This is a genomic window from Kitasatospora sp. NPDC001660, from assembly GCF_053596725.1.
On record NZ_JBSFGU010000001.1, the window covers coordinates 226,357 to 249,171 of the forward strand.

General features: G+C 71.5%; 20 protein-coding genes. 14 read left to right on the forward strand and 6 right to left on the reverse strand.

Annotated features, from left to right (window positions below; translation table 11 throughout):
* Positions 1–39 precede the first annotated feature (39 nt).
* On the reverse strand, positions 40–2,487 hold the full coding sequence (locus tag ACWCXH_RS00940; protein ID WP_449799165.1) for a GcvT family protein: 2,448 nt from the start codon (positions 2,485–2,487) through the stop codon (positions 40–42).
* Positions 2,488–2,888: 401 nt separating this feature from the next.
* Between ACWCXH_RS00940 and ACWCXH_RS00945 the strand changes: the two genes are divergently transcribed.
* Positions 2,889–4,445, forward strand: a complete 1,557-nt coding sequence (locus ACWCXH_RS00945; RefSeq protein ID WP_449799166.1) for an APC family permease — start codon at positions 2,889–2,891, stop codon at positions 4,443–4,445.
* Between the two features lie 58 nt (positions 4,446–4,503).
* Here the strand turns inward: ACWCXH_RS00945 and ACWCXH_RS00950 are convergent, their stop codons facing one another.
* Complete coding sequence (locus tag ACWCXH_RS00950) at positions 4,504–5,280, reverse strand: IclR family transcriptional regulator (protein WP_449799167.1); 777 nt, start codon at positions 5,278–5,280, stop codon at positions 4,504–4,506.
* A gap of 137 nt (positions 5,281–5,417) precedes the next feature.
* Here ACWCXH_RS00950 and ACWCXH_RS00955 point away from each other — a divergent pair, with 137 nt between their 5' ends.
* Together ACWCXH_RS00955 and ACWCXH_RS00960 are read left to right on the forward strand one after the other, a co-directional pair.
* Entirely contained in the window at positions 5,418–5,738 is a 321-nt protein-coding gene (locus tag ACWCXH_RS00955; RefSeq protein WP_449799168.1) for a bifunctional 3-phenylpropionate/cinnamic acid dioxygenase ferredoxin subunit, read from the forward strand.
* Positions 5,735–6,916, forward strand: coding sequence for an NAD(P)/FAD-dependent oxidoreductase (locus tag ACWCXH_RS00960; protein WP_449799169.1), 1,182 nt, complete (start codon positions 5,735–5,737; stop codon positions 6,914–6,916). The genes ACWCXH_RS00955 and ACWCXH_RS00960 overlap by 4 nt, the downstream gene beginning before the upstream one ends.
* A 240-nt stretch (positions 6,917–7,156) precedes the next feature.
* Here the strand turns inward: ACWCXH_RS00960 and betA are convergent, their stop codons facing one another.
* Positions 7,157–8,812: a choline dehydrogenase gene (betA, locus tag ACWCXH_RS00965; protein ID WP_449799170.1), complete on the reverse strand. Its 1,656-nt coding sequence runs from the start codon at positions 8,810–8,812 to the stop codon at positions 7,157–7,159.
* Positions 8,813–9,125: 313 nt separating this feature from the next.
* Between betA and ACWCXH_RS00970 the strand changes: the two genes are divergently transcribed.
* From ACWCXH_RS00970 to ACWCXH_RS00985, 4 genes are read left to right on the forward strand one after another with little or no spacing between them, the layout of a single operon-like run.
* A complete protein-coding gene (locus tag ACWCXH_RS00970) occupies positions 9,126–10,343 on the forward strand; it encodes a sarcosine oxidase subunit beta family protein (protein WP_449799171.1) in 1,218 nt (405 codons plus the stop codon).
* An 18-nt stretch (positions 10,344–10,361) separates the two neighbouring features.
* Positions 10,362–10,643, forward strand: a complete 282-nt coding sequence (locus ACWCXH_RS00975; RefSeq protein WP_449799172.1) for a sarcosine oxidase subunit delta — start codon at positions 10,362–10,364, stop codon at positions 10,641–10,643.
* Positions 10,640–13,513 (forward strand): sarcosine oxidase subunit alpha family protein, encoded by a 2,874-nt coding sequence (locus ACWCXH_RS00980; protein ID WP_449799173.1) that lies wholly within the window; start codon positions 10,640–10,642, stop codon positions 13,511–13,513. The genes ACWCXH_RS00975 and ACWCXH_RS00980 overlap by 4 nt, the downstream gene beginning before the upstream one ends.
* The gene (locus ACWCXH_RS00985; protein WP_449799174.1) at positions 13,503–14,144 is read left to right on the forward strand and encodes a sarcosine oxidase subunit gamma; all 642 of its coding nucleotides are present in this window, start codon (positions 13,503–13,505) and stop codon (positions 14,142–14,144) included. Before ACWCXH_RS00980 ends, ACWCXH_RS00985 begins: the two co-directional genes overlap by 11 nt.
* Positions 14,145–14,148: 4 nt before the next feature.
* On the opposite strand, the gene ACWCXH_RS00990 is transcribed toward ACWCXH_RS00985, so the two are convergent.
* Complete coding sequence (locus ACWCXH_RS00990; RefSeq protein WP_449799175.1) at positions 14,149–14,973, reverse strand: YqjF family protein; 825 nt, start codon at positions 14,971–14,973, stop codon at positions 14,149–14,151.
* Between the two features lie 138 nt (positions 14,974–15,111).
* Between ACWCXH_RS00990 and ACWCXH_RS00995 the strand changes: the two genes are divergently transcribed.
* Entirely contained in the window at positions 15,112–15,465 is a 354-nt protein-coding gene (locus tag ACWCXH_RS00995) for a PadR family transcriptional regulator (RefSeq protein WP_449799176.1), read from the forward strand.
* The gene (locus ACWCXH_RS01000; protein ID WP_449799177.1) at positions 15,462–16,424 is read left to right on the forward strand and encodes a hypothetical protein; all 963 of its coding nucleotides are present in this window, start codon (positions 15,462–15,464) and stop codon (positions 16,422–16,424) included. The genes ACWCXH_RS00995 and ACWCXH_RS01000 overlap by 4 nt, the downstream gene beginning before the upstream one ends.
* An 88-nt stretch (positions 16,425–16,512) precedes the next feature.
* Here ACWCXH_RS01000 and ACWCXH_RS01005 read toward each other — a convergent pair whose 3' ends face one another.
* Together ACWCXH_RS01005 and ACWCXH_RS01010 are read right to left on the reverse strand one after the other, a co-directional pair.
* A complete protein-coding gene (locus tag ACWCXH_RS01005; protein WP_449799178.1) occupies positions 16,513–17,040 on the reverse strand; it encodes a universal stress protein in 528 nt (175 codons plus the stop codon).
* 121 nt (positions 17,041–17,161) lie between these two features.
* Positions 17,162–17,749, reverse strand: a complete 588-nt coding sequence (locus ACWCXH_RS01010) for a hypothetical protein (protein WP_449799179.1) — start codon at positions 17,747–17,749, stop codon at positions 17,162–17,164.
* Between the two features lie 506 nt (positions 17,750–18,255).
* On the opposite strand from ACWCXH_RS01010, the gene ACWCXH_RS01015 reads away from it, so the two are divergent.
* The 5 genes from ACWCXH_RS01015 to ACWCXH_RS01035 all read left to right on the forward strand — a co-directional run bounded on the left by ACWCXH_RS01015 (position 18,256) and on the right by ACWCXH_RS01035 (position 22,812).
* The gene (locus ACWCXH_RS01015) at positions 18,256–18,972 is read left to right on the forward strand and encodes a hypothetical protein (RefSeq protein WP_449799180.1); all 717 of its coding nucleotides are present in this window, start codon (positions 18,256–18,258) and stop codon (positions 18,970–18,972) included.
* 105 nt (positions 18,973–19,077) lie between these two features.
* A complete protein-coding gene (locus ACWCXH_RS01020) occupies positions 19,078–19,665 on the forward strand; it encodes a hypothetical protein (RefSeq protein WP_449799181.1) in 588 nt (195 codons plus the stop codon).
* Positions 19,666–19,668: 3 nt separating this feature from the next.
* The gene (locus tag ACWCXH_RS01025; protein WP_449799182.1) at positions 19,669–20,991 is read left to right on the forward strand and encodes an MAB_1171c family putative transporter; all 1,323 of its coding nucleotides are present in this window, start codon (positions 19,669–19,671) and stop codon (positions 20,989–20,991) included.
* Positions 20,988–22,202: a cytochrome P450 family protein gene (locus tag ACWCXH_RS01030; protein ID WP_449799183.1), complete on the forward strand. Its 1,215-nt coding sequence runs from the start codon at positions 20,988–20,990 to the stop codon at positions 22,200–22,202. Before ACWCXH_RS01025 ends, ACWCXH_RS01030 begins: the two co-directional genes overlap by 4 nt.
* A 259-nt stretch (positions 22,203–22,461) precedes the next feature.
* The gene (locus tag ACWCXH_RS01035; RefSeq protein ID WP_449799184.1) at positions 22,462–22,812 is read left to right on the forward strand and encodes a UBP-type zinc finger domain-containing protein; all 351 of its coding nucleotides are present in this window, start codon (positions 22,462–22,464) and stop codon (positions 22,810–22,812) included.
* The last annotated feature ends 3 nt before the right edge of the window (positions 22,813–22,815 follow it).

The following is a 22,815-nucleotide window of genomic DNA, read 5'->3' on the forward strand; positions in this document are numbered from 1 at the left end:
AGTGGGGAACCGGGATTCCTGCCGGACCGCCGGTCCGGATCACCGGCGGATGCGGGCCATCTCCGGGTCGAACAGCGGCTCTTGGGCGACCGTGGCGGGCAGCCGCTCCCCGAAGTACTCGATGTGCACCCGGTTTCCGGGGACGGCCGCGGCGCCCGGCAGCCAGGCGTAGGCGATGGACCTGCCGACGGTGTACCCGTACGCGGCGCTGGTGACGTAGCCCGCCGGGGTGCCGTCGACGTATACCGGCTCCTTCCCCATCACCACGGCCTGCGGGTCGTCGAGCAGGAGGCAGGCGAGCCGGCGCAAGACGGTCCCCTCGCCGAGGCCGGCCAGCGCGCCGCGGCCGACGAAGTCGCCCTTGTCCATCCGGACGGCGAAGCCGAGGCCGGCCTCGTAGGGGTTGTGCTCGGCGGTCATGTCCGTCCCCCAGGAGCGGTAACCCTTCTCCAGGCGGAGGCTGTTGAACGCGCTGCGCCCGGCGGCGACCAGGCCCAGCGACCCGCCTGCCCGCCACAGGGTGTCCCACAGCCGCGGCCCGGCATCGGCGGTGGTGTACAACTCCCAGCCGAGCTCGCCGACGTACGACAGGCGCATCGCGGTGACCGGGACGTTGCCGAGGTACGCCTGCCTGGCCTTGAAGTAGCCGAAGCCGCGGTGCGAGAAGTCCGCGTCGGTCAGCGGCTGGACCAGCTCGCGGGCGAGCGGGCCCCAGACGCCGAGGCAGCAGGTGCCGGCCGTGATGTCGCGGACCTGGACCGTACCGTGCGCCGGGAGGTGCCGGGTCAGCCAGTCGAGGTCGAGATTGCCGTTCGCGCCGACCTGGAAGCGGTGCTCGCCCAGCCGCGCCACCGTCAGATCACTGCGCACACCGCCGGATTCGTCGAGCAGCAGGGTGTAGGTGACCGAACCGACCGGCTTGTCGAGCTGGTTGCTGGTGAGGTGCTGCAGGAAGCCGAGCGCTCCGGGGCCGGTGACCTCCAGGCGCTTGAGGGCCGTCATGTCGTACAGCGCGACCCGCTCGCGGGTGGCCAGTGCCTCGGCGCCCGCGATGGGCGACCAGTAGCGCGAGGCCCACTCTCCCCGGCGCGGGATGCCGGCCACCTCGGGCAGGGCGGCATTGGCCTCGTACCAGTGCGGGCGCTCCCAGCCGGAGGCCTCCAGGAAGACCGCGCCGAGTTCCCGCTGCCGACCGCGGAACGGGCTGACCCGCAGCGGGCGCGGCTCCTCCATCGGCTGCAGCGGGTGGATGATGTCGTAGACCTCGACGAAGTTCTGGCAGCTGCGCTCGCGCACGTAGGAGGGCGCGAGCTGGACCTGCTCGAAGCGGTTCAGGTCGCACTCGTGCAGGTCGGTGCGCGGCCCGCCCTCGACCAGCCACTCCGCCACGGCCCGCGCCACGCCCGCCGAGTGCGTCACCCACACGGCCTCCGCCACCCAGAAGCCGCGAAGCTCGGGCGCCTCGCCCAGGAGCGGGAAGCCGTCGGTGGTGAAGGAGAAGATGCCGTTGAAGCCCTCCTCCACCTTCGTCCCGGCCAGCGCGGGCAGCAGCGCCCTGGAGTCGTTCCAGGCCGGCTCGAAGTCCTCTTCGGTGAACGCCTTCACCGAGGGCATGACCGGACCGCCGGGGGCGGCCACCTCGGCGAGGTCGACGGGCATCGGACGGTGGGCGTAGGAGCCGATGCCGATCCGGTCCACGTGCTCGCGGAAGTACAGGTCGCGGTCCTGGTGCCGCAGGATCGGCTTGGACGCCTCCAGCAGCTCGGAGTTGTGGCCGGCCAGCGCGGGCACGGGGGTGGTCCTGGCGTACTGGTGGGCCATCGGGACCAGCGGCACGACGAGGCCGGCCATCCGCCCGATCTTCGGCCCCCAGAACCCGGCGCAGGAGACCACGACGTCGGCGGGGAAGGTGCCGTGGTCGGTCACCACGGCGGTGACCCGGCCGCGCGCCGACTCGACCCCGGTCACGGTGTGGTGGCCGAGGAACCGGGCACCGCGGGCGATCGCCTGGCGGGCCTGCGCCTCGGCGGCCCGCACCGCCCTGGCCAGGCCGTCGTCCGGGGTGTGGAATCCCGCGAGCACCCGGTCACGGTCGAGCAGGGGGTGCAGCTCGGCGCACTGGTCCGGGTCGAGCAGGTGGGCCCGCACACCCCAGGAGGCGGCGTAACCGTGCTTGCGCTTGAGCTCCTCGACCCGCTCCGGCGTGGTGGCGACCTCCAGGCCTCCGACCTTGCGGAAGCACCACTGTCCGTCCAGCGAGAGCGCGGAGTACTTGTCGACGGTGTACCGCGCGAACTCGGTCATCGTCTTGGAGGAGTTGGTCTGGAAGACCAGGCCGGGAGCGTGCGAGCTGGACCCACCGGTGGCGAACAGCGGTCCCTGGTCGAGCACCGTGACGTCCGTCCAGCCGCGCGCGGTGAGTTCGTCGCTCAGCGCGCAGCCCACGATTCCGGCGCCGACGATCACGACCTTCGGTCGAGCTGCCACGTGATCCGCCCCCTCTCGGGAGATCGGAGTTGCACAATACGCAAATGAGTGCGCGATATGGAACAGGGTCGACCGCCCGTCGAACCGTGTCAAGACTCCGCCACGAACACGCTTCCGTCTGCGAGTGGTCACGGCCGGTCCCCTTGACACCCCTTTCCAGCCCTTCCATACTCGGCGGCACGTTGCGGATAAAGACAATCGTCTCAAATTGCGCAACTCATCCGAGGGGGGCCGGCCGTACGCCCATCGATCCGCTCCGCATCCCTGCTCATCGTCGATTCCCGGACGGCGGCCGAGGACGGCCGCGAGCGCGAGATCATCAACCCCTTCCCCCCGACAACGCCTCCGCCGGCCCTCGCGGACCCCCGCGTCCCGACACCCGCCTTGCACCAGGAGCGCCCATGAGCAGCTCGGGAGACATCGGCACCACCGCCCCCGGACCATCGGGTGAGGACACCCGCGACCTGGCCCGATTCGGGTACCGGCAGGAGCTGGAGCGCTCCCTCGGCTCCTTCTCCAGCTTCGCCGCCGGTTTCAGCTACATCTCGATCATGACCGGCGTCTTCCAGCTCTTCGGCTTCGGCTTCGGCGCCGGCGGACCCGCCTTCATCTGGTCCTGGCCGCTGGTCTTCACCGGACAGCTCGCCGTCGCCCTCTGCTTCGCCGAGATGGCCGGGCAGTTCCCGCTGGCCGGCGGGGTCTACCAGTGGTCCAAGCAGACGGCCCGACCGATCACCTCGTGGATGTCCGGCTGGATCATGGCGATCGGCGCGGTCGTCACGGCCGCCGCCGTCGCGGTCGCCTACCAGGTGATCCTGCCGCAGGTCTCACTGGCCTTCCAGGTCGTCGGCAGCGCCGACGACGCCGGGCAGACCACGACGCCGGACGGCGCCAGGAACGCGATCGTCCTCGCCCTCGGCCTGGTGGTGTTCACCACGGTCGTCAACATCGTCGGCGTCCGGCTGATGGCGAGGATCAACAACCTGGGCGTGGCGGTCGAGCTGATCGGCGTCACCCTGCTGATCATCATGCTGGCCGTCCACATCCACCGCGGCCCGCAGGTGGTCCTGCACACCGCGGGCACCGGCGCCGGCCACTCCTCGGGCTACCTGGGCGCTTTCCTGGTCGCGTCCATCATGAGTGCCTACGTCTTCTACGGCTTCGACACCGCGGGAGCCCTGGCCGAGGAGACCAAGGAGCCGCGCCGCCACGCCCCGCGCGCCATCCTCCGCGCCCTCACGGCCGCGTTCCTCGCGGGCGGGCTGCTGATGCTGGTCGGCATGATGGCGGTCGGCGACATCAACGCCCGGGAGCTCGGCACGCTGGGCATGCCCTACCTCGTCAAGTCCACCCTCGGCACCGGCCTCGGCGACGCCTTCCTGATCTGCTCGGCGATCGCCATCACCGTCTGCTGCCTGGCGGTACAGACAGCCGCCGTCCGACTGCTCTTCGCCATGGCCCGCGACGGCCGGCTGCCCTTCGGCCACGCCATCGCCAAGGTCTCCCCGCGGTCGAGGACGCCGATCGTCCCGGCACTCGTCACCGGCCTGCTCACCATCGCACTGCTGGTGGTCAACATCGGCAACCAGCGGGTCTTCTACATCCTCACCTCGGTCGCGATCATCCTCTTCTACATCCCCTACCTGATGGTCACCGGCCCGATGCTGCTGCGCCGGCTGCGCGGCCAGTGGCCGGGCCCGGGCCACGGTCCGTACTTCAACCTGGGCCGCTGGGGCTTGCCGGTGAACGCCTTCGCGGTGCTCTACGGGGCGGCGATGACGGTCAACCTGGCCTGGCCGCGCGCCGCTGTCTACGGCAACGACCACTGGTACTACCAGTGGGGCGCCGTGGTCTTCACCGCCGTGATCACGGCGGTGGGCCTGTGCCTGTACCTCAGGTACCGCAGGGGAGTTGCACTGCGCGGCCCGGTTGCCGAGACCGCCGCCGAAGGGCTCTGACGCCCACCGGGGTCAGACGGCAACGGGGCGCCGGGCGAACACCCGGCGCCCCGCGCGTTCAGCGGACGCGCACGTAGCCGAGGTGTCCGGAGATCTCCTCGGCCGCGGCCCGGACCGCGACGGCCACCTCGCGCAGGAGCCCTTCGGACAGCCGGAACGACGGCCCGGAGGCGCTGATCGCGGCCACGACCTGCCCGTTGTGGGCGAAGACCGGAGCGGCCACGGCATTCAGTCCCGTCTCCAACTCCTGGATGGTGCAGGCGAATCCGTCCCTGCGGGCGGCCTCAAGCTGCTTCCGCAGCTCCAAGGGGTCGGTGACGGTGCGCGGCGTGTACCGCTCCAACGGCTCGGCGAGCCTCTTCTCGAGGGCCGCCTCGGGCAGGTGCGCCAGCAGCACCTTCCCACTCGAGGTCGCGTGCAGGGGCGTCCGCTGGCCGACCCAGTTGTGCGTCGTGATCGCCGACGGGCCGAGCACCTGGTCGATGTTGACGGCCGCGTCCACGTCCAGGATCGCCAGGTTGATGGTCTCGGCGACCTCGACCGCCAGCCGCTCACAGATCGGCCGGCTCTCCCGGGACAGGTCGAGCCGGACGGTCGCCGCACCGGCGAGCCGGACCAGGCCGAGGCCGAGCCGGTACTTCCCCCGCTCGCCGGGCTGCTCGACCAGCCCGCGCAGCTCCAGGGCGGCGACCAGCCGGAACGCGGTCGACTTGTGCACCCCGAGCTCGGCGGCGATCTCGGTCACCCCCGACTCGCCGCGGCGGGCGAGGAGTTCGAGGATCGTCACCGCCCGGTCGACGGACTGCACCGGGGATTGCCCCGCACTGTTGCTCATGGCGCAACATTATGCACAACCAGCAGCTTCCACGACCCTTGACAAGGCTTCGACCCGAAGAAACCATGTTGCGTATACCGAATCGAGTTGTGCAATACGCGACACGATTCGATCTCTGGAGGCTCTGGAGGTTCCACGTGATCACGGTGTGCCGGATCGAAGACCTGCCCCCCGGCGAGGCCCTCCGGGTCACCGAGGGTGTCCCCTCCCCCATCGCCCTCTTCAACGCGGACGGCACCTTCTACGCCGTCGACGACACCTGCACGCACCAGGACGCGTCCCTCGCCGACGGCTGGCTGGAGGGCTGCCTCGTCGAATGCCCACTGCACGCCGCCTCGTTCGACCTGCGGACCGGCCGCCCCACCTGCCCCCCGGCGAAGGAGCCGCTGCGCACCCACCGGGTCTCCGTGCAGGACGGCTTCGTGCTGCTCGACATCACCGTCGGTGAGCCGGCATGAGAACGATCGCCGTCGTCGGGGCCTCGCTCGCCGGCCTCAGCACCGCCCGTGAGCTCCGCTCCGAGGGGTACGACGGCGCCCTCGTGATCGTCGGCGAGGAGCGCCACCGGCCGTACGACCGCCCGCCGCTGTCCAAGGAGTTCCTCAAGGGCGACATCGACGCACAGGCGCTCGCCCTGGGCACCCCGGACGAGTACCGGGACCTGGGGGTGGAGTGGCTGCTCGGCGAGCGGGCGGTACGCCTTGATCCGGCGAGCCGGACGGTGACCCTGGCCGGCGGTCGCGAGCTGCGCACCGACGCGGTCGTCATCGCCACCGGCGCCGGCCCCCGGACGATCCCCGGCTCGGCCGGGCTGACCGGCATCCACACCCTGCGCACGCTGGACGACGCCGAGGCCCTGCGCGCGGACCTCACCAACGGCACGCCCCGGGTCGTCGTCATCGGCGCGGGCTTCCTCGGCGCCGAGGTGGCGTCCACCGCTCACCGCCTGGGGCTGGAGGTCACCGTCGTCGAGGCCGCCGAGGTGCCCCTGGAGCGGGCGCTGGGCCGTGAGATGGGCCTGGTCTGCGCCTCGCTCCACGCCGACCACGGGGTCCGCCTGCGGTGCGGCGTCGACGTCGTCGGCTTCACGGGCGATGACCGCGTCACCGGTGTACGGCTGGCGGACGGACGTGTGCTGCCCGCCGAGGTCGTCGTGGTCGGCGTCGGGGTACGTCCCGCGACCGACTGGCTCGCAGGCTCCGGCGTCCGGGTGGACGACGGGGTGGTCTGCGACGCCGGTTGCGCAACCGGCGTCCCCGGCGTGGTGGCCGTGGGGGATGTGGCCCGCTGCCCCAACCCCTTCACCGGCCGGCACACGCGCATCGAGCACTGGACCAACGCGACGGAGCAGCCGAGGACCGCCACCCGCACACTTCTGTCCGGCACACCCGCGCCCGGGCCCACCTCCGCCCCCTACTTCTGGTCCGACCAGTACCAGGCGCGCATCCAGCTCGCCGGGCACGTCAGGCCGGGCGACGAACCCCGGATCGTCGAGGGCGACATCGACAGCCGTTCCTTCACTGCCGTGTACGTGCGGGACGGGCAGGCCGTCGCGGTACTCGCGATGAACCAGGCCAAGGTGTTCAACCGGCTCCGCCGCACTCTGGTCCCGGCCGTCACGGTCACAACGGGCTGAGCCGCATTCCGCGTACGCGGCCGACCGCATCCGAGTGACCGAGATGAGCGATGTGCGGGCGTCGGGGCGACTCCATGTGCCCGGTGGACTGGAGAAGCCAACCACCTGGCGGAAGGGGCGCGCACGGGCCATCGGCAGGAAACGGAGAGACTCCGCCCCCTGCCGGTCGCAGGTGTCCGGCTGTTCCGCGTCGCCGAGCAGCGGACGGCCGGCCCGCTTCCACCCGGAACTCCGCGTGGGTCAGGCCGCCTTGCGGTGGCGGTAGAACTCGGTGTGGTCCGGGTCCAGGGGTGTGTTGCCGAGGATGATGTCGGCGGACTTCTCAGCGAGCATCATCACCGGAGCGTAGATGTTGCCGTTGGTGACGTACGGCATCGCCGAGGCGTCCACGACGTGCAGCCCCTCCAGCCCGTGGACCTGCATGGTGGTCGGGTCGACGACCGACATGTCGTCGGTGCCCATCCTGCAGGTGCAGGACGGGTGCAGGGCCGTCTCGCCGTCGCGGGCGACCCAGTCGAGGATCTGCTCGTCGGTGTCCACGGCAGGGCCGGGAGAGATCTCGCCGTCGCTGAACTCGGCGAAGGCGGGTTGGCCGAGGATGCGCCGGGTGACGCGGATGGCCTCGACCCACTCCCGCCGGTCCTGCGCGGTGGAGAGGTAGTTGAAGCGCAGCAGGGGGTGGACGCGGGGGTCGCGCGACCTGATCTTCACCGAGCCTCGCGCGTCCGAGTACATCGGGCCGATGTGCACCTGGTAGCCGTGTCCGCCGGCCGGCGCGGAGCCGTCGTAGCGGACGGCGATCGGCAGGAAGTGGAACATCAGGTTGGGGTAGTCGACGTCCTCGTTGCTGCGCACGAAGCCGCCGCCCTCGAAGTGGTTGGTCGCCCCCGGCCCGCTGCGCAGGAACAGCCACTGCGCGCCGATGAACGGCCGCCGCCAGAGCTTGAGTTGGGGCTGCACCGAGACGGGCTGCCTGCAGGCGTGCTGGACGTACACCTCCAGGTGGTCCTGGAGGTTCTCTCCGACGCCGGGCAGGTGGTGGACGGGCCTGATACCGAGGGCGGACAGCTCGTCCGCGTCGCCGATGCCCGAAAGCTGAAGCAGCTGCGGGGAGTTGATCGCGCCTCCGGAGAGGATGATCCTCCCGCCCTGGACGCGCCGCACCGAACCCCGGTGGGCGTACTCCACGCCGACGGCCCGCTTGCCGTCGAAGAGGACGCGGGTGGCGAGCGCCCGGGTCCGCACCTCCAGGTTGGGGCGGCCCAGGACGGGGTGCAGGTAGGCGCGGGCGGCGCTGAGCCGGCGGCCGCGGTGCAGGTTGCGGTCGAAGGGGGCGAAGCCCTCCTGACGGTGGCCGTTGACGTCATCGGTCAGCGGGTATCCGGCCTGTTGCACCGCCTCGAAGAAGGCGCCGAAGAGCGGATTGCCCACCGGCCCGCGCTCCATGACGAGCGGGCCGTCGTGGCCACGGAACGCGCCGTCCCGGTCGGCGAGGCAGTTCTCCATCTTCTTGAAGTACGGCAGGCAGTGCGCGTAGTCCCAGGTCTTCATGCCGGGGTCGGCACCCCAGCGCTCGTAGTCCAGCGGGTTGCCGCGCTGGAAGATCATGCCGTTGATGCTGCTGGAGCCGCCGAGGACCTTGCCCCGGGCGTGGTAGATCCGCCGGCCGCGCATGAACGGCTCGGGCTCGGATTCGTACTTCCAGTCGTAGAAGCGGCTCCCGATCGGGAACGTCAGGGCGGCCGGCATGTGGATGAAGACGTCCCACGGGTAGTCGGGCCGCCCGGCCTCCAGCACCAGCACCCGGTTCGCCGGGTCCGCGCTCAGCCGGGCAGCGAGCGCACAACCGGCCGATCCTCCGCCGACGATGATGAAGTCGTACTGCTGAAAGGTCATGTGTTCCTGCCGTAGCTGTCGGCGCCCGGCGGGTGCGGTACCGCAACCAGGCGGTTGGCGGGCGATGGCGAGGCGGGATGGGGCAGGGGGAACCGACGTCCGACGCGACGTCGACGGCGAGTTTCTCCAAGTGAGACTCGATCCGTATGGCGCAACAGTCTCCGCGCGGCACGGATCGGCGTCAAGCCGCACCAAGCTGCGGTGTCAGGTCTTCCGCCGACGTTCGCCCCTCCCTACTGTTGTGGGTTGCGCAACCGCGTGCGTAATCTGAAACAGCTTGGTTGCCCTCCACACGTCAGGCAGGAGTCCTGCCATGCCCCACCAGCTTCCCGAGCACCCCGACTGGCTGTGGCGCACGCCCGATCCGAAGCCGTCCTACGACATCGTCATCGTCGGCGCGGGCGGCCACGGCCTGGCCACCGCCTACTACCTGGCCCGCAACCATGGCATCACCAACGTCGCCGTCCTCGAACGCGGTTGGCTGGCCGGCGGCAACATGGCGCGCAACACCACGATCATCCGCTCGAACTACCTGTGCGAGGAGAGCGCGGCGATCTACGAGCACGCGCTGGAACTGTGGGAGGAACTGCCGGAGGAACTGGAGTACGACTTCCTGTTCAGCCAGCGTGGCGTGCTCAATCTCGCACACACCCCGCAGGACGTCCGCGAGGGCACCCGGCGGGTCAACGCCAACCGGCTGGGCGGAGTCGACGCCGAGTGGCTGGACCCGGACGAGGTCCGCGCGTTCTGCCCGATCGTCAACACCTCGCCCGAGGTCCGCTACCCCGTGCTCGGCGCGACCCTCCAGCCCAGGGCCGGCATCGCCAAGCACGACCACGTCGCCTGGGCGCTGGCCCGCAAGGCCGACGAGTACGGCGTCGACCTGATCCAGAACTGCGAGGTCACCGGCTTCGTCCGCGACGGCGACCGGGTCATCGGCGTCGAGACCACCCTCGGCCGGATCGCCGCCGGCCAGGTCGCGCTCGCCGCCGCCGGGCACACCAGCACCCTCACCGACCTGCTCGGCCTGCGCCTGCCGCTGCAGAGCCACCCGCTGCAGGCCTTGGTCTCCGAACTGCTCGAACCCGTGCACCCGACCGTGGTCATGTCCAACCACGTGCACGTGTACGTCAGCCAGGCGCACAAGGGCGAGCTGGTCATGGGCGCGGGCATCGACCCGTACAACGGCTACGGCCAGCGCGGCTCGTTCCACCGGATCGAGCAGCAGATGGCCGCCGCACTGGAGCTGTTCCCGATCTTCGCCCGCGCCCACGTGCTGCGCACCTGGGGCGGCATCGTCGACGTCACCCCCGATGCCTCGCCGATCATCGGACCGACCCCGATCGAGAAGCTCTACCTCAACTGCGGCTGGGGAACCGGCGGTTTCAAGGCGACACCCTCCTCGGGCTGGGTCTACGCCCACACCATCGCCACCGGCCGGGCACACCCGTTGGCCGCGCCCTTCGCGCTGGAGCGGTTCACCACCGGCGCCCTCATCGACGAGCACGGCGCCGCCGCCGTCGCACACTGAGCCCCCGCAGGAGGACACATGCTGCTCATCGCCTGTCCCTGGTGCGGGGAGCGCGACGAGACCGAGTTCCACTACGGCGGCCAGGCCCATGTCGCCTACCCGGCCGACCCCGAGGAGCTCTCCGACGCCCGGTGGGCCGAGTACGTCTTCGTCCGCGACAACCCCAAGGGCCCGTTCGCGGAGCGCTGGTCGCACGCGGCCGGCTGCCGCCGCTGGTTCAACGTCATCCGCCACACCGTCACCCACGACATCCTGGCCGTCTACCCGGCGGGCCGGGCGGAGCCCGAGGTGCACGCATGACCCACCGCCTTCCCGAGGGCGGTCGCGTCGAGCGCGCGACCGTGCTGCGGTTCAGCTACGACGGGGTCGAGTACTGCGGGCTGCGCGGCGACACCCTTGCCTCCGCACTGCTCGCCAACGGCGTGCTCGCCACCGCCCCCAGCCTCCACCGCGAGCGTCCACGCGGGATCGTCACGGCAGGCGTGGACGAGCCCCACGCGCTGGTCCAGGTCGACGGCCCCTGCTCGGAACCGATGCTGCTCGCCACCACGGTCGAGCTGTACGACGGGCTGTCGGCCACCAGCCTGCGGGGCCGGGGCCGGCTCGACGAGGCACCCGACGAGGCCGTCCACGACAAAATGCACCTCCACTGCGATGTTCTCGTCGTCGGCGGCGGCCCGGCGGGCCTGACAGCCGCACTCGCCGCCGGGCGCTCCGGGGCCCGGGTCGTCCTGGTCGACGACCAGCCGGAGCTCGGAGGCGCGCTGCTCGGCGGCCGGGAAGAGATCGACGGGCGCCGCGCGCTCGACTGGATCGAAGGTGTCCGCGCCGAACTCGCCGCCCTGCCCGAGACGCGGATCCTCACCCGCGCCACCGCGATCGGCTACCACGACCACAACTACCTGCTGGTCGCCGAGCGCCGCACCGACCACCTGGGCCCGCACCCGGTCCCCGGCGTGTCCCGTCAGAGGCTCTGGCACCTGAGGGCCCGCCAGGTCGTCCTGGCGACCGGATCGCACGAGCGGCCGATGGTGTTCGCGGGCAACGACCGCCCCGGCGTGATGTCGGCCGCCGCCGTCCGGACCTACCTCAACCGCTACGCGGTGCTCCCCGGTCGGCGCGCCGTCGTGTTCACCACGAACGACCACGCCTACGCCACGGCCCTCGACCTGGCCGCGGCCGGCACCGAAGTGGCTGCGCTGGTGGACACCCGCCCGCAGCCGCCCGCCGCACTGGTCGCCAATGCTCGCCGCGCCGGGATCGAGGTCCTCCCAGGGGCGGCCGTGGTCGCGACCGCCGGCGAGGACCGGATCACGGCCGTGCGGATCAGCGGACTGACCGCCGATGACGCACTGACCGGGCCGGTGCGGGAGGTGGGCTGCGACCTGCTCGCCGTCTCGGGCGGCTGGAGCCCGGCGGTGCATCTGTGGAGCCAGTCCCGCGGCACCGTGCGCTACGACACGGGGATCGCCGCGTTCGTCCCGGACGTGAACACGCAGGATGTCCAGGCCGTCGGAGCCGGGCGCGGCACGTACGACCTCGCCGGCTGTCTCGACGAGGGCTTCGCGGCCGGAGCGGCGGCCGCGACCCGCGCCGGGTTCCCCGCGGCCGTCCCGCCGGTGCCTCCCAGCGCGGGCGACGAGCCACCCGCGCCACCGCGTCCGGTCTGGATCGTGCCCGGCGAGGACGGCGAACCGGCGACCTGGCGCGACCACTTCATCGACTCCCAGCGCGACGCGACGGTCGCCGACGTCCAGCGGGCGGTCCGGGCCGGGATGCGCTCCGTCGAGCACATCAAGCGCTACACCACCATCGGCACCGCCCACGACCAGGGCAAGGGCTGCGGGGTGAACGCGATCGGCGCCATCGCCCGGCTGCTGGGGGCGAGTTCGCCCGGCGAGGTCGGCACCACCACCTTCCGCGGCCCGTACGTCCCCGTCTCCTTCGCCCTGCTCGCCGGACGCGAGCGCGGCCCGCTCTTCGACCCGGTGCGCACGACGCCGATCCACCCCTGGCACGTCCGGCGCGGCGCGGTCTTCGAGAACGTCGGCCAGTGGAAGCGTCCCCGGTACTACCCGGAGTCGGGTGAGGACATGGACGCCGCCGTGCTGCGGGAGTGCCGAGCGGCCCGCGAAGGCGCCGCGGTCCTGGACGCCTCCACCCTCGGCAAGATCGACATCATCGGCGCCGACGCCGGGGTTTTCCTGGACCGCATCTACACCAACGGCGTCGCCGAACTGGCCGTGGGATCGGCTCGTTACGGCGTCATGTGCCGCCCCGACGGCATGGTCTTCGACGACGGTGTCACCGTGCGGCTCGCCGACGACCACTACTACCTGACGACGACCACCGGCAACGCGGCAGCCGTGCTCGACTGGTTGGAGGAGTGGCTGCAGACCGAGTGGCCCGAGCTGCGCGTGCGCTGCACCTCGGTGACCGAGCAGTGGTCCACCGTGGCCGTCGTCGGCCCCCGCTCCCGCGAGGTCGTCGCCGCCCTCGCGCCCGGTCTGGACGTCTCCAACGAGGCGTTCCCCTTCATGACCGCCCGTCAGGCCGACCTGGCCAACGGCGTTCCGGCCCGGATCTGCCGCATCTCCTTCTCCGGCGAGCTGGCGTACGAGATCAACGTCGCGAGCTGGTACGGCCTCGCCGTGTGGGAGGCCGTGATCGCGGCGGGCGGCCCGGCCGGAATCACCCCCTACGGCACCGAGACCATGCACGTGCTGCGAGCCGAGAAGGGCTACCCCATCGTCGGCCAGGACACCGACGGCACGGTCACCCCGCAGGACCTCGGCATGCAGTGGATCGTCTCCCGCCACAAGCACTTCGTCGGCAAGCGGTCCTTCCGCCGGTCGGACACCGCGCGGGCCGATCGCCGGCACCTGGTCGGACTGCTGCCGGTCGACCGCGGCGAACTGCTGCCGGAGGGCTCCCAGCTGGTGGCCGACGGCGTCGACACCACGACCGGCCCGGTCCCCTCGCTCGGCCACGTGACCTCCAGCTACCGCAGCGCCGCGCTCGGCCGGACCTTCGCCCTCGCCCTCGTCCAAGGCGGCCGGGACAGGATCGGCGAGACCGTCCTCGCGCCGCTCCCGGACGGCCGCATGGTCGCCGCGACCATCACCGGACCCGTGCTCTACGACCCGAAGGGAGCCCGCCGTGACGGTTGACCAGCTGCGGCGCAGCCCGCTCGGACACCTCACCGACACTCCCCCGGCCTCCGGCCGGGGGGACCCCCGTGTCGCCCTTGCCGTCACGGGCGGACGAGGCGTCCGGCTGCGCGAGGTCCCGTTCCTCGTCCAGCTCGACCTCCGGCTCGACCCGGCCGGCCCGGCCGCAGCGCAGGTGGCCGAGGCGCTCGGCGCGCCTCTGCCGACTCGGACCGGCGCCGCCGTCCGAGCGGGCGACCTCCAACTGCTGTGGCTGGGACCGGACGAGTGGCTCGTCGTCGGCCCGGACGGCTCCCGTCCGACGACCGAGCGGGTCCTGCGCGCGGCGCTGGGAGACGAGCCGGGATCGGTGGTGGACGTCTCCGCCAACCGCACGACGCTCGAACTGTCCGGCCCGGCCGCGCGCCAGGTACTGGAGAAGGGCTGCTCACTCGATCTGCACCCGCGCGCCTTCGCGCCGGGCCGCTGCGCCCAGACGATGGTGTCCAAGGTCAACGTGGTGCTCCACCAGCTCGACGCGGCGCCGTCGTACCGGCTCCTGGTCCGCGGGTCATTCGCCCAGTACCTCGCGGACTGGTTGCTCGATGCGATGGAGGAGTACCGGCATCCGCCGCTCCCCGTCCTCCCCTGACCGGCTACGACTTCGGCTGCTTCGGGCCCGGGGCCGACACTCCACGGGGCCGTCGGCCCCTCGGTGCCGGGGCGGGCAGGCCGCCCGGGCGGGTGGGACGGCCGAAGCGGACCGGCACGCCCGGGGAGTACAGCACGCTCACGGGCGGCCCGGCCGGCGACGGCAGGCCGGCCGCGGTCACCAACTCGTCGTCGCAATGGAGGAGTTCGGCGCGGTGCAGCGGCCAGCGCGGGTGGGTGTTGGGCAGGTGCACCGTCCGGCCGAGGAAGGCGTTGTGCATGCCCCAGCGGGCGGTCAGGAAGTGTTCGAGGGCCGTCGGGCGCTCGATCCGCTCGCCGATGCGGACCCGGATCCGGGAGCGTGTCCCCCGCGGTCCGGGCCAGCGCCTGCGGCTGGTGTAGCCGATGGTGTCCGCGTCGCGGTGGATCGCCATCTTGGCCCACATGTAGGGCAGCCGGAAGGCGCTGCGGGCGATGGCCACCGGCAGCAGCCGCGAGGCCTCCAGCGAGCGGAACACCACACCGCGCCGCCCGTGCCGGTCCACCGAGTAGAGCCGCACGTTGGTCTCCGGAAAGGTGCCGAGGTACGGGATGCCCGGCGCGTTGAACCAGCCCACGCGGTGCATCCGGAACGCCACCAGGCCGATGTAGGTGAGTCCGTCGTGCGTGTCCGGCACGGTCCCGGCCGGCAGGAGCGGCGCCACGTCCGCGGGGTCGGCGGCCCAGTGCAGGAACGACAGGTCGAGCCAGGACTGGGTGAGCAGCGCGCCCGGCACCTCGCGCACCGGGTCGGGCGTTATCGGCTCCGCGGGGGCAGGGACGAGCGACATCGCACCAGCGTCGCACGCCCTTACATCCGCCTCCCCGGCACCCCCGGCCGCCGGTTCGCGGGGGGTGGCGGGTGAGGCTCCTGTGAAAGGTGTTGTTCCGGTGGACGGAATGAGCCGGTGAGCGATATATGTAGGCGCATGACAGAACGCTCCATGCAGGAGCCGACACTGCTTCTGCTCACCGCGCTGGCCGACGCCCCGAGGCACGGCTACGCACTCATCCAGGAGATCGCGGCGATCTCCGACGGCCGGGTCACGATGCGCACCGGCACGCTCTACGGCGCGCTCGACCGGCTGCTGAGCCAGGGCCTGATCGAGGTCGCCGCCGACGAGGTGGTGGACGGCCGCGCCCGGCGCACCTATGCGCTGACCGACGCCGGCCGGGGGGTGCTGGCCGCCGAGGCCGAGCGACTCCGGGCCGTCGCCGCCGAGGCCAAGCGCCGGCTCTCCGTTTCCGTTGTCCGTCCGGGGGTCAGGGGGGCCTTCGCGTGAACCAGTCGACGGCCGGCCTCAGGGCCGCCCTCATGCTCTACCCGGGCCGCTACCGCCGCGAGCGCGGCGAGGAACTGGCCGACGTCTTCGCCGGGACCACGGCGGATGCGGGCCGGCTGGCCACCGCCCGGGAGCTGTTCGACCTCGGCGCGTACGGGCTGCGCATGCGCACCGGGCTCACGTCCACCTCGGCGGGCGGGCGGCTGGCGGTACTGGCCGCGCCGCTCGTGGCCGGGGCGGCGGCGGGGCTGGCGACGGCGTACGCAGCCATCGAGTACACGCAGGGCTTTCCGGGGCATCTGACGCTGCACCACACGCACTACCTCCTGAAGGTCCTGGCCTCCTACGCGGTGGTCGGGGCGGTACTGCTCTCGGCCGGCGCGGCGGTGCTCGGGAGGTGGACGGCGGCGAAGTCGTTCGCCGTCGTGTCGGCACTCGCGACGGCGACGGACATGGCCTTGCAGGCGACCGATCCGTTCTTCGGCGACCTCTGGGACTTCCTGGAGCAACTCCAGTGGCACGGGCCGTACCTGCTCTGGCCCCTGGTGCTCCTGGCCGCACCACGGGACGCCCTGCCGTCGCCGACCTGGCGGGAGCGGGGCCTGCTGGCGGCATCGGCGGTACTGACCCCCGTGGTGGCGCTCACGGCCAACGTCTACGACAGCACGCACCACCTGGAACTGCAGTCGCGGGCCCTGATGGTCTGCGTCCCGCTGCTGATGGCGCTGACGGCGCTGCGCGGATGGTACGTGGTGGCCGTTCCGGGACTCGCCGCACTGCCGTGGGCGCTGAGTGTCAACCTGCACGCGATGTGGCAGCAGACCGGCGGATTCTGGCGGTTCGCCCCGATGGCCGTCGTGGCGGTCGCCGCGATGATCGCGGTGGCCACGCTGGGACGGCGGCGCGGTTCGTCCGACCCGGCGGGATCGAACGGCGGGGACGGGCGACTGACGGCCTGAGACCCAGCGGCCGATGAGGTGTCCGGGATCCCCGCGAACGGGGACTCCCGGACACCTACCGCGAGTGCCCCTGCGGCGGTCCCGGCCGTCAGGCGGCGGCGAGTTCGGTGAACTCCCGGATGTCGATGCCGCGGTGCAGCGCGCGCAGGTCGGCGTGGAGCGCGGACGGCGGCACCGCGAGGACGCCGCAGCGCGCGTGGGCGAGGCAGTAGCGGCTCACCGAGCGCCGCAGCAGCCGGTGCAGACTGCCCCGGACCGCGCCCTGCTGCCCGGCGCCGACCACCAGCAGATCGTCGGCCCGGTCGGCCAGCCGCGTCAGCACCGGGCCGGTCTCCCCGCGCACCACCAGCGGCTCGACCCGCACGCCGACCGGCAGACCGCCGAACGCCTCGTCCAGCGCGCGCTCCAGCCGCTCGCCGGCGGCCTCCTCCCACGTGCGGAGCAGCGGCGGGCACGGCTGCGCACGGTAGTTGCGCTCCCCGCCGACGGGGGTCCAGGCGAGCACGGGGACCAGGACGGCCTGCCGGGCACGGGCCTCGTCCACCGCACGGTGCAGTGCAGTCAGGCTGTGCAGCGATCCGCTTACTCCGACGATGACGCGCGCGACGTCCGACATGGTCCTTCACTTTCCGATATCCGACCCACCAAGTTCCTTTGATTACATTGCCATACTCGATGTCCACCTGTCTACCTAAGGTGTCAATCGCGTCTGACCTTGCATCTCGCAGACATCGCGGTCACTTGTCCGAGGTCCGGACCTCCTGGAGCAGGCCCCAGGTGAAGTCGGCGGTGCACGCGAGCGGCCGGCCACCGGCGTCCGGGGCGGTGAAGTCGAGCCGGAAGCGGGTCGGGGCACTGCCCTCGCGCGGCACCGCCGGCGGGAACGCGGCCCCCACATCGGCCACCACGCAGCTCCACGGCACGAGATCGCCCAGCGTGCGCAGCACCGGCGCCGGTGCGTCCGCAGCGCGGACCAGCCACTCGTTCAACAGCGGACTGCCGGCCTGCGCCGGGCCGACCAGGACCTCGAAGCGCAGTTCGGGCCACAGCGGCAGCGGCCACTGCTGCGCCGTGCACGCGAGATCGCCGATCCGACGGGGCACGATCGTGGGCGGCGGGCCGAGCACCGCGATGTACCGCCGGGCGCCGGCCGGGAACCGGGGCGAGCGGATCATCGCCTGCCAGCGCTTGTTCGCCTCCCGCATGGCGCCGCGCGTGACACCGAGCCGCCGGACGGCCTGCTCGACCAGTTCGGGGTGATGGTCGGCCATCCTGCGCAGCAGTACGAGCTGGAACTCAGTGGTCCCGAAACCGTGAATCGCCATGCCGCCAGGCTACGAGGAGCGGCCCGGCCGCAGCTGCGTGCCCGTTCCGTCCGGCGGGGGCGCGAACTGCCGTCCGGAATCGCGGTGCCACCGACAGCGGGGACTCGGCGATCGAACGGTGCAGCCACCAGCAAGACGGAGGGGGTGCCACGAAGGCTCCCCCGCCACCGTCAGGACACCCCCCACGTGCGGCAACTGACCGCGTGGAGCCCGCAGTGCGCCTACGGGCCGCTTCGGCGACGATGCGCGCTCGAACGAGCATGCGGACGCCTTCGGTCCACCGACCGGACGGTAGGATCTTCCCCCGTAGCAGGCAGGACGGCCCCCGTACTTGCTCCGTCCACGCTGTACAGATCCTCACCGTCCGGTGCGGCGTCACAACCGATCGTGCATACCCGGACCCCACCTTGTCAAGAATCCTTGATGAGGGAACGACCCGACTGACCGCTCGTCACGTATGATTGACGACAGTTCAGCCCCCACGCCGCGAAGGAGCGCACAGGAAGATGGCCGAGGACAGCACCACGGCTCACCGCCGAACCATCGCGGAGCGACTCGAACACCTCATGAGCACCGGGCACCCCGACGGAACCGGTCCACGGGACTACCTCGCGGTGGAGCTTGCCAGCCAGGAGCACGCGAAGCGTCATCCCGGCAGCCCCACCATCAGCCGTCAGACGGTGCACAACCTCCGCCACGGCAAGGTCGCCAACCCGGGGATCAACGCCCTGACCGCCCTGGCGAACGTGTACCAGGTTCCGATCGCGCACTTCCTGTCCGCGGGCGACGATGCAACCGCCGGACCGGCGTCGGAGCCTTCGCCCGCCATGGTGCTCCAGCGGCTGGACGACGTCCTCAGGGTCCTGCAGCCCGACACGGCCGCCGCCCTCGATGACGCGGCCCGCGTCGCAGTCCTGGATTCCCGAGGCTGCAAGATCGGTCCCTCGGACCTCGCGACCCTGCGCTCCGGGCAGTGGGACGAGCAACTGCGCCGGCCCCTGCGCGACTTCGCCGGCAAGATCAGTCTCCCGCCCGGCTACTTCGTCGACGACACGATCCCCGCCGCCGACCCCAACGACCTGTTCCTCCTGGGAGCCTTGAAGGCCGTGGGCGCCAGGAGCGTCGCGATGCGCCAGGTCGCCGGCCTGCCCGCGGACGCGCTTCAGGCCCTCTCGCCCGTGCTGGACCTCCTCAGCAAGGCGAACCCGCGGCAACGCATGTAGCGCGGCGCACCCGGCCACGCCCGGGTAGGGTCCACTCGCCGGGTTCCCCTGTCGTCGCCCTCACCGGCCGCCACGGGAGCCCCACCAGCACGACCGGGGGATGTCGTGAAGTTCGTCCAGTGGCAGCAGATCGAACTCCTGTGGGGAGCGGAGTTGAACGACAAGGAACTACGCAAGCGCTGCGCCGACGTAGTGGCCCGGATCGACTTCCCCAGCCCGTTCAGCATCAACGCGCTGGTCGACAGTGTCGAACGCCGGCGGGGACGCCAGATCTCGCTCGTCCCCGTGGCGTTGCCCGTCCACCCGGGAAGCCCGTGCGGCCTGTGGGTGGCCACGGACGACATCGACTACGTCCTCTACCTGCAGGAGACGAGCCGGGCTCACCAGGAACACATCGTCATGCACGAGCTCGGCCACATGCTGCTGGGACACGGCTCCACCGAGGCCGACCAGGCCGAGGCCACCCGGCTGCTGATGCCCACCCTCGACCCGCGCTTCGTCCAGGCGGTCCTGGCGCGATCGGTCTACACCAGCCAGGAGGAGCGGGCAGCCGAACTGGTCGCCTCCCTCCTTCCCCTGCGGGCCGGCCGCGAGGCCGCCCAGGCACGGCAGGAGCCCGTGAGCCCCGGCATGGCTAACCTGGTCCGGCACATCGGTGCCGCCCTGGAACGCAACTCCTCGCGAAGGACCTGACCCTTGCTGCTGCTCACCGTCGTCTACGGCATCCTGTCGGTCATCACGTGGAGTGCCTTCGTCTACAAGGTCCGTGATCTGGCACGGGACTGGCGCAACCGGGAACTCCAGCTCCTCTGCCTCTCGATCGCCACGTTCGCCGCCCCGTTCGTCCTCGCCTCGCCCCACGTCTACATGGGGATCGATGACGTCCTCGGCGTGCCGAACATCGCCACACTGATCATCTACATCTGCGTGGCAGTCTGCGTGACCGGCTTCATCGCCCTGCTGGTGTCCTGGTCCTCGGCCCAGGGAGGGTTCCGGCTGCGCCACTGGATCGGGGTCGGCTACTCGCTGGCCACGCTCGTCGTCATGACCGTGTGCTTCTTCCTCGGCAACGTCGACGGCCCGGAGCATCCCGTGGACTTCGACGTCACCTTCGAAGCGGTGCCCTACATCTCCACCTTCCTGCTCAGCTACCAGCTCCTCTTCACGACCAGCATGGTGATGCTCATCGTGCTGTGCCGCCGCTATGCCAAGGCCGTGGACCGCCTGTGGTTGCGCCGCGGACTCCTCACCGTCGCCCTCGGAGCCTGGTTCGGTCTCGGCTACGGAGTGCCCAAGGTCGCGAACATGGTCTGGGACCTGTTCGGGCCCTCCCCCCTGCACGACGTCAGCAGCATCGCGGCACCGCTGTCCGCCAGTGTCTCGGCCATGCTCTTCTCCATCGGGTTCACCATGCCCGGCTGGGGCGCCGGAGCGAGCCGCCTGAAGGATCTCGCAGCCGCCTACCGGTCCTACACGCGCCTCTACCCCCTGTGGTGCGACCTCGCCACCGCCTTTCCCGAACTCGTCCTCTTCACGCCGAACGAGCGTCAGGAGCCCTGGTCCGTCCGGGACCTGCTCTCACGTCCCAGGATCGAGATCCGCGAGGGACGGATGGTCCTTCAGCCCCGTGACAGCCACGAGGCCGACACACTGCAGGACCTCGACCTGCTCGTGACGCGCCAGCGGGTGGAGATCCGCGATGCCCAGCTCAGGCTGCGCCCCTACTTCACGGAGTCGGTCGCGCAGGAGGCACGGGACCTCGCACGGAAGCGGAAGCTCACGCCCGACGAGGTCGAGGCGGCCGTGGAGGCCGCTCAGATGAGCGTCGCTCTTCGCGCACACACTGCCGGGGCCCTCGTACCGGCCACGGCCACCAGCCTCCACGCCCCCACCGCCGTCGACCCGGCAGAGGAAGTCTCCTGGCTGGTCAAGGTGGCGGTCGCCTACAAGACCTCTCCCGTGGTTGCCGCCGTGACCGCGCGCTTCGCCGGAGCCGCCGCCGGAGTCGCCGCCTCATGACAGGCACCGGTCCGGCTCCGGGCACGTCGACGGACACCCCGACGCTGTTCGACCCCGCACTGCTGGCCGACCCGCACGCGGGCTACGCACACCTGCGGGGGGCCTGCCCCGTCGTACGCACGATGACGCCGGACGGAGCTCCGGTGTGGCTGGTCACACGCTACGAAGACGTTCGGGCAGCACTGACCGACCCACGGCTGTCGCTGAACAAGCGGACTTCCACCAGCAGCGGCAAGCACGGTGCGTCGATGCCCCCGTCGCTCGACGCGCACCTGCTCAACATGGATCCGCCCGACCACACCCGCCTGCGCCGCCTCGTCGCCCCGGCCTTCACCGCCCACAGGGTCGCCCGGCTGCGGCCGGCGATCCAGCAGCGCACCGACGAACTCCTCGACCGCTTCCAGGACGGCTCGTCCGACGTCATGACCGCCCTGGCCACACCACTGGCGCTCACGGTGATCTGCGACGTACTCGGCATCGCCCGGGAAGACCGCCGAGACTTCCGGACGTGGACGGACGCCCTCCGCTCCCCCGCTGCGGACGCGGCCCTCACCTCGCGCCGGGCACTCCACAACATGCACGGCTTCCTCGTCGAACTGATCGCCGACAAGCGCGACCACCCCGGCGATGACCTCCTCACCCAGATGATCACGGCACGCGAGGACGGCGACCGGCTGTCGGAACCGGAACTCGTCGCCCTGTCCTTCCTCCTCCTGTTCGCCGGGTACGACAACAGCGCGAACCTCGTGGGCAACACCGTCCTGGCGCTCCTGACCCACCCCGAAACGCTGCACTCCCTGCGATCGGGCGCCCTCGGCATCGACGGGGTGGTCGACGAGGTCATGCGCTGGAACAGCCCTTCCATGCTGGCCTCCCGACGGTTCGCCCGCGAGGACGTCCACATCGGAGGCGTCCGGATCGCGGCGGGCGAGCGGATCTGGATGTCGCTCGCCTCGGCCAACCGGGATCCGCAGCAGTTCAGCGACCCCGACCGGTTCGACGTCCACCGACCGGAAGGCGGACATCTCGGGTTCGGCCACGGCATCCACTACTGCCTCGGGTCGGCACTCGCCCGCCTGGAGGCCGAGATCGCCACCGAAGCACTCATCCGCCGCTTCCCGTCACTGCGGCTGGCGCACCCGGACGAGCCAGTCGAATGGTGCGACTCCTTCCGAAACCGAGGACCGCTCGAACTCCCAGTCATCTGGTAGCGAGAGCCGACTGCCGGGTGGACCTCGACGCGCCGGTGCACCGCTGCGTCCCCGAGCTGGAGCCGTCAGGCCCGCGGTGCCGGATCGCCCGCCCGGGCATGCGCCGGACCAACCTCCACGGGTCCCGCGTGATGCAGATGGCGCAGTACGGGCCGAGGATGAGTTTGGTCCCGGGGACTGTTCCCCTGGCCAGAGCCGTGCGACCGGCCCCGGGTGGTGAACCGGGCCGGGAGTCTCCCGCAACACCCGAGGAGTCGCCATGACGACCGAGAAGCCGATCGATCCCACCGTGCCGCCCAGCGGCACCGGGTGCGTGGAATGCGATGCCGCAGGCGGCTGGTGGTTCCACCTGCGGCGGTGTGCGGCCTGCGGCCACATCGGCTGCTGCGACGACTCGCCCGCCAAACACGCGACTGCGCACGCCAAGGCAACCGGGCATCCCGTGATCCGCAGCTTCGAACCGGGCGAGGGATGGTTCTGGAACTACGACACCGAAGAGTTCTTCGAGACCGGCCCACAGCTGGCCCCGCCTGACAACCACCCGCCGGGCCAACCCGTCCCCGGCCCGGCCGGACGCGTGCCGGTCGACTGGGCCGAGCGGATCGGCTAGCCG

Bases quoted from the DNA above. Each gene is read 5' to 3' on its own strand.
- ACWCXH_RS01005 (WP_449799178.1), bottom strand. From the start codon at position 17,040: ATGTCGGACGTCGCGCGCGTCATCGTCGGAGTAAGCGGATCGCTGCAC.
- ACWCXH_RS01030 (WP_449799183.1), top strand. From the start codon at position 20,988: ATGACAGGCACCGGTCCGGCTCCGGGCACGTCGACGGACACCCCGACG.
- ACWCXH_RS00980 (WP_449799173.1), top strand. From the start codon at position 10,640: ATGACCCACCGCCTTCCCGAGGGCGGTCGCGTCGAGCGCGCGACCGTG.
- ACWCXH_RS00960 (WP_449799169.1), top strand. From the start codon at position 5,735: ATGAGAACGATCGCCGTCGTCGGGGCCTCGCTCGCCGGCCTCAGCACC.
- ACWCXH_RS01015 (WP_449799180.1), top strand. From the start codon at position 18,256: ATGGCCGAGGACAGCACCACGGCTCACCGCCGAACCATCGCGGAGCGA.
- ACWCXH_RS01010 (WP_449799179.1), bottom strand. From the start codon at position 17,749: ATGGCGATTCACGGTTTCGGGACCACTGAGTTCCAGCTCGTACTGCTG.
- ACWCXH_RS00995 (WP_449799176.1), top strand. From the start codon at position 15,112: ATGACAGAACGCTCCATGCAGGAGCCGACACTGCTTCTGCTCACCGCG.
- ACWCXH_RS00970 (WP_449799171.1), top strand. From the start codon at position 9,126: ATGCCCCACCAGCTTCCCGAGCACCCCGACTGGCTGTGGCGCACGCCC.
- ACWCXH_RS01035 (WP_449799184.1), top strand. From the start codon at position 22,462: ATGACGACCGAGAAGCCGATCGATCCCACCGTGCCGCCCAGCGGCACC.
- betA (WP_449799170.1), bottom strand. From the start codon at position 8,812: ATGACCTTTCAGCAGTACGACTTCATCATCGTCGGCGGAGGATCGGCC.
- ACWCXH_RS00950 (WP_449799167.1), bottom strand. From the start codon at position 5,280: ATGAGCAACAGTGCGGGGCAATCCCCGGTGCAGTCCGTCGACCGGGCG.
- ACWCXH_RS00945 (WP_449799166.1), top strand. From the start codon at position 2,889: ATGAGCAGCTCGGGAGACATCGGCACCACCGCCCCCGGACCATCGGGT.
- ACWCXH_RS00975 (WP_449799172.1), top strand. From the start codon at position 10,362: ATGCTGCTCATCGCCTGTCCCTGGTGCGGGGAGCGCGACGAGACCGAG.
- ACWCXH_RS00990 (WP_449799175.1), bottom strand. From the start codon at position 14,973: ATGTCGCTCGTCCCTGCCCCCGCGGAGCCGATAACGCCCGACCCGGTG.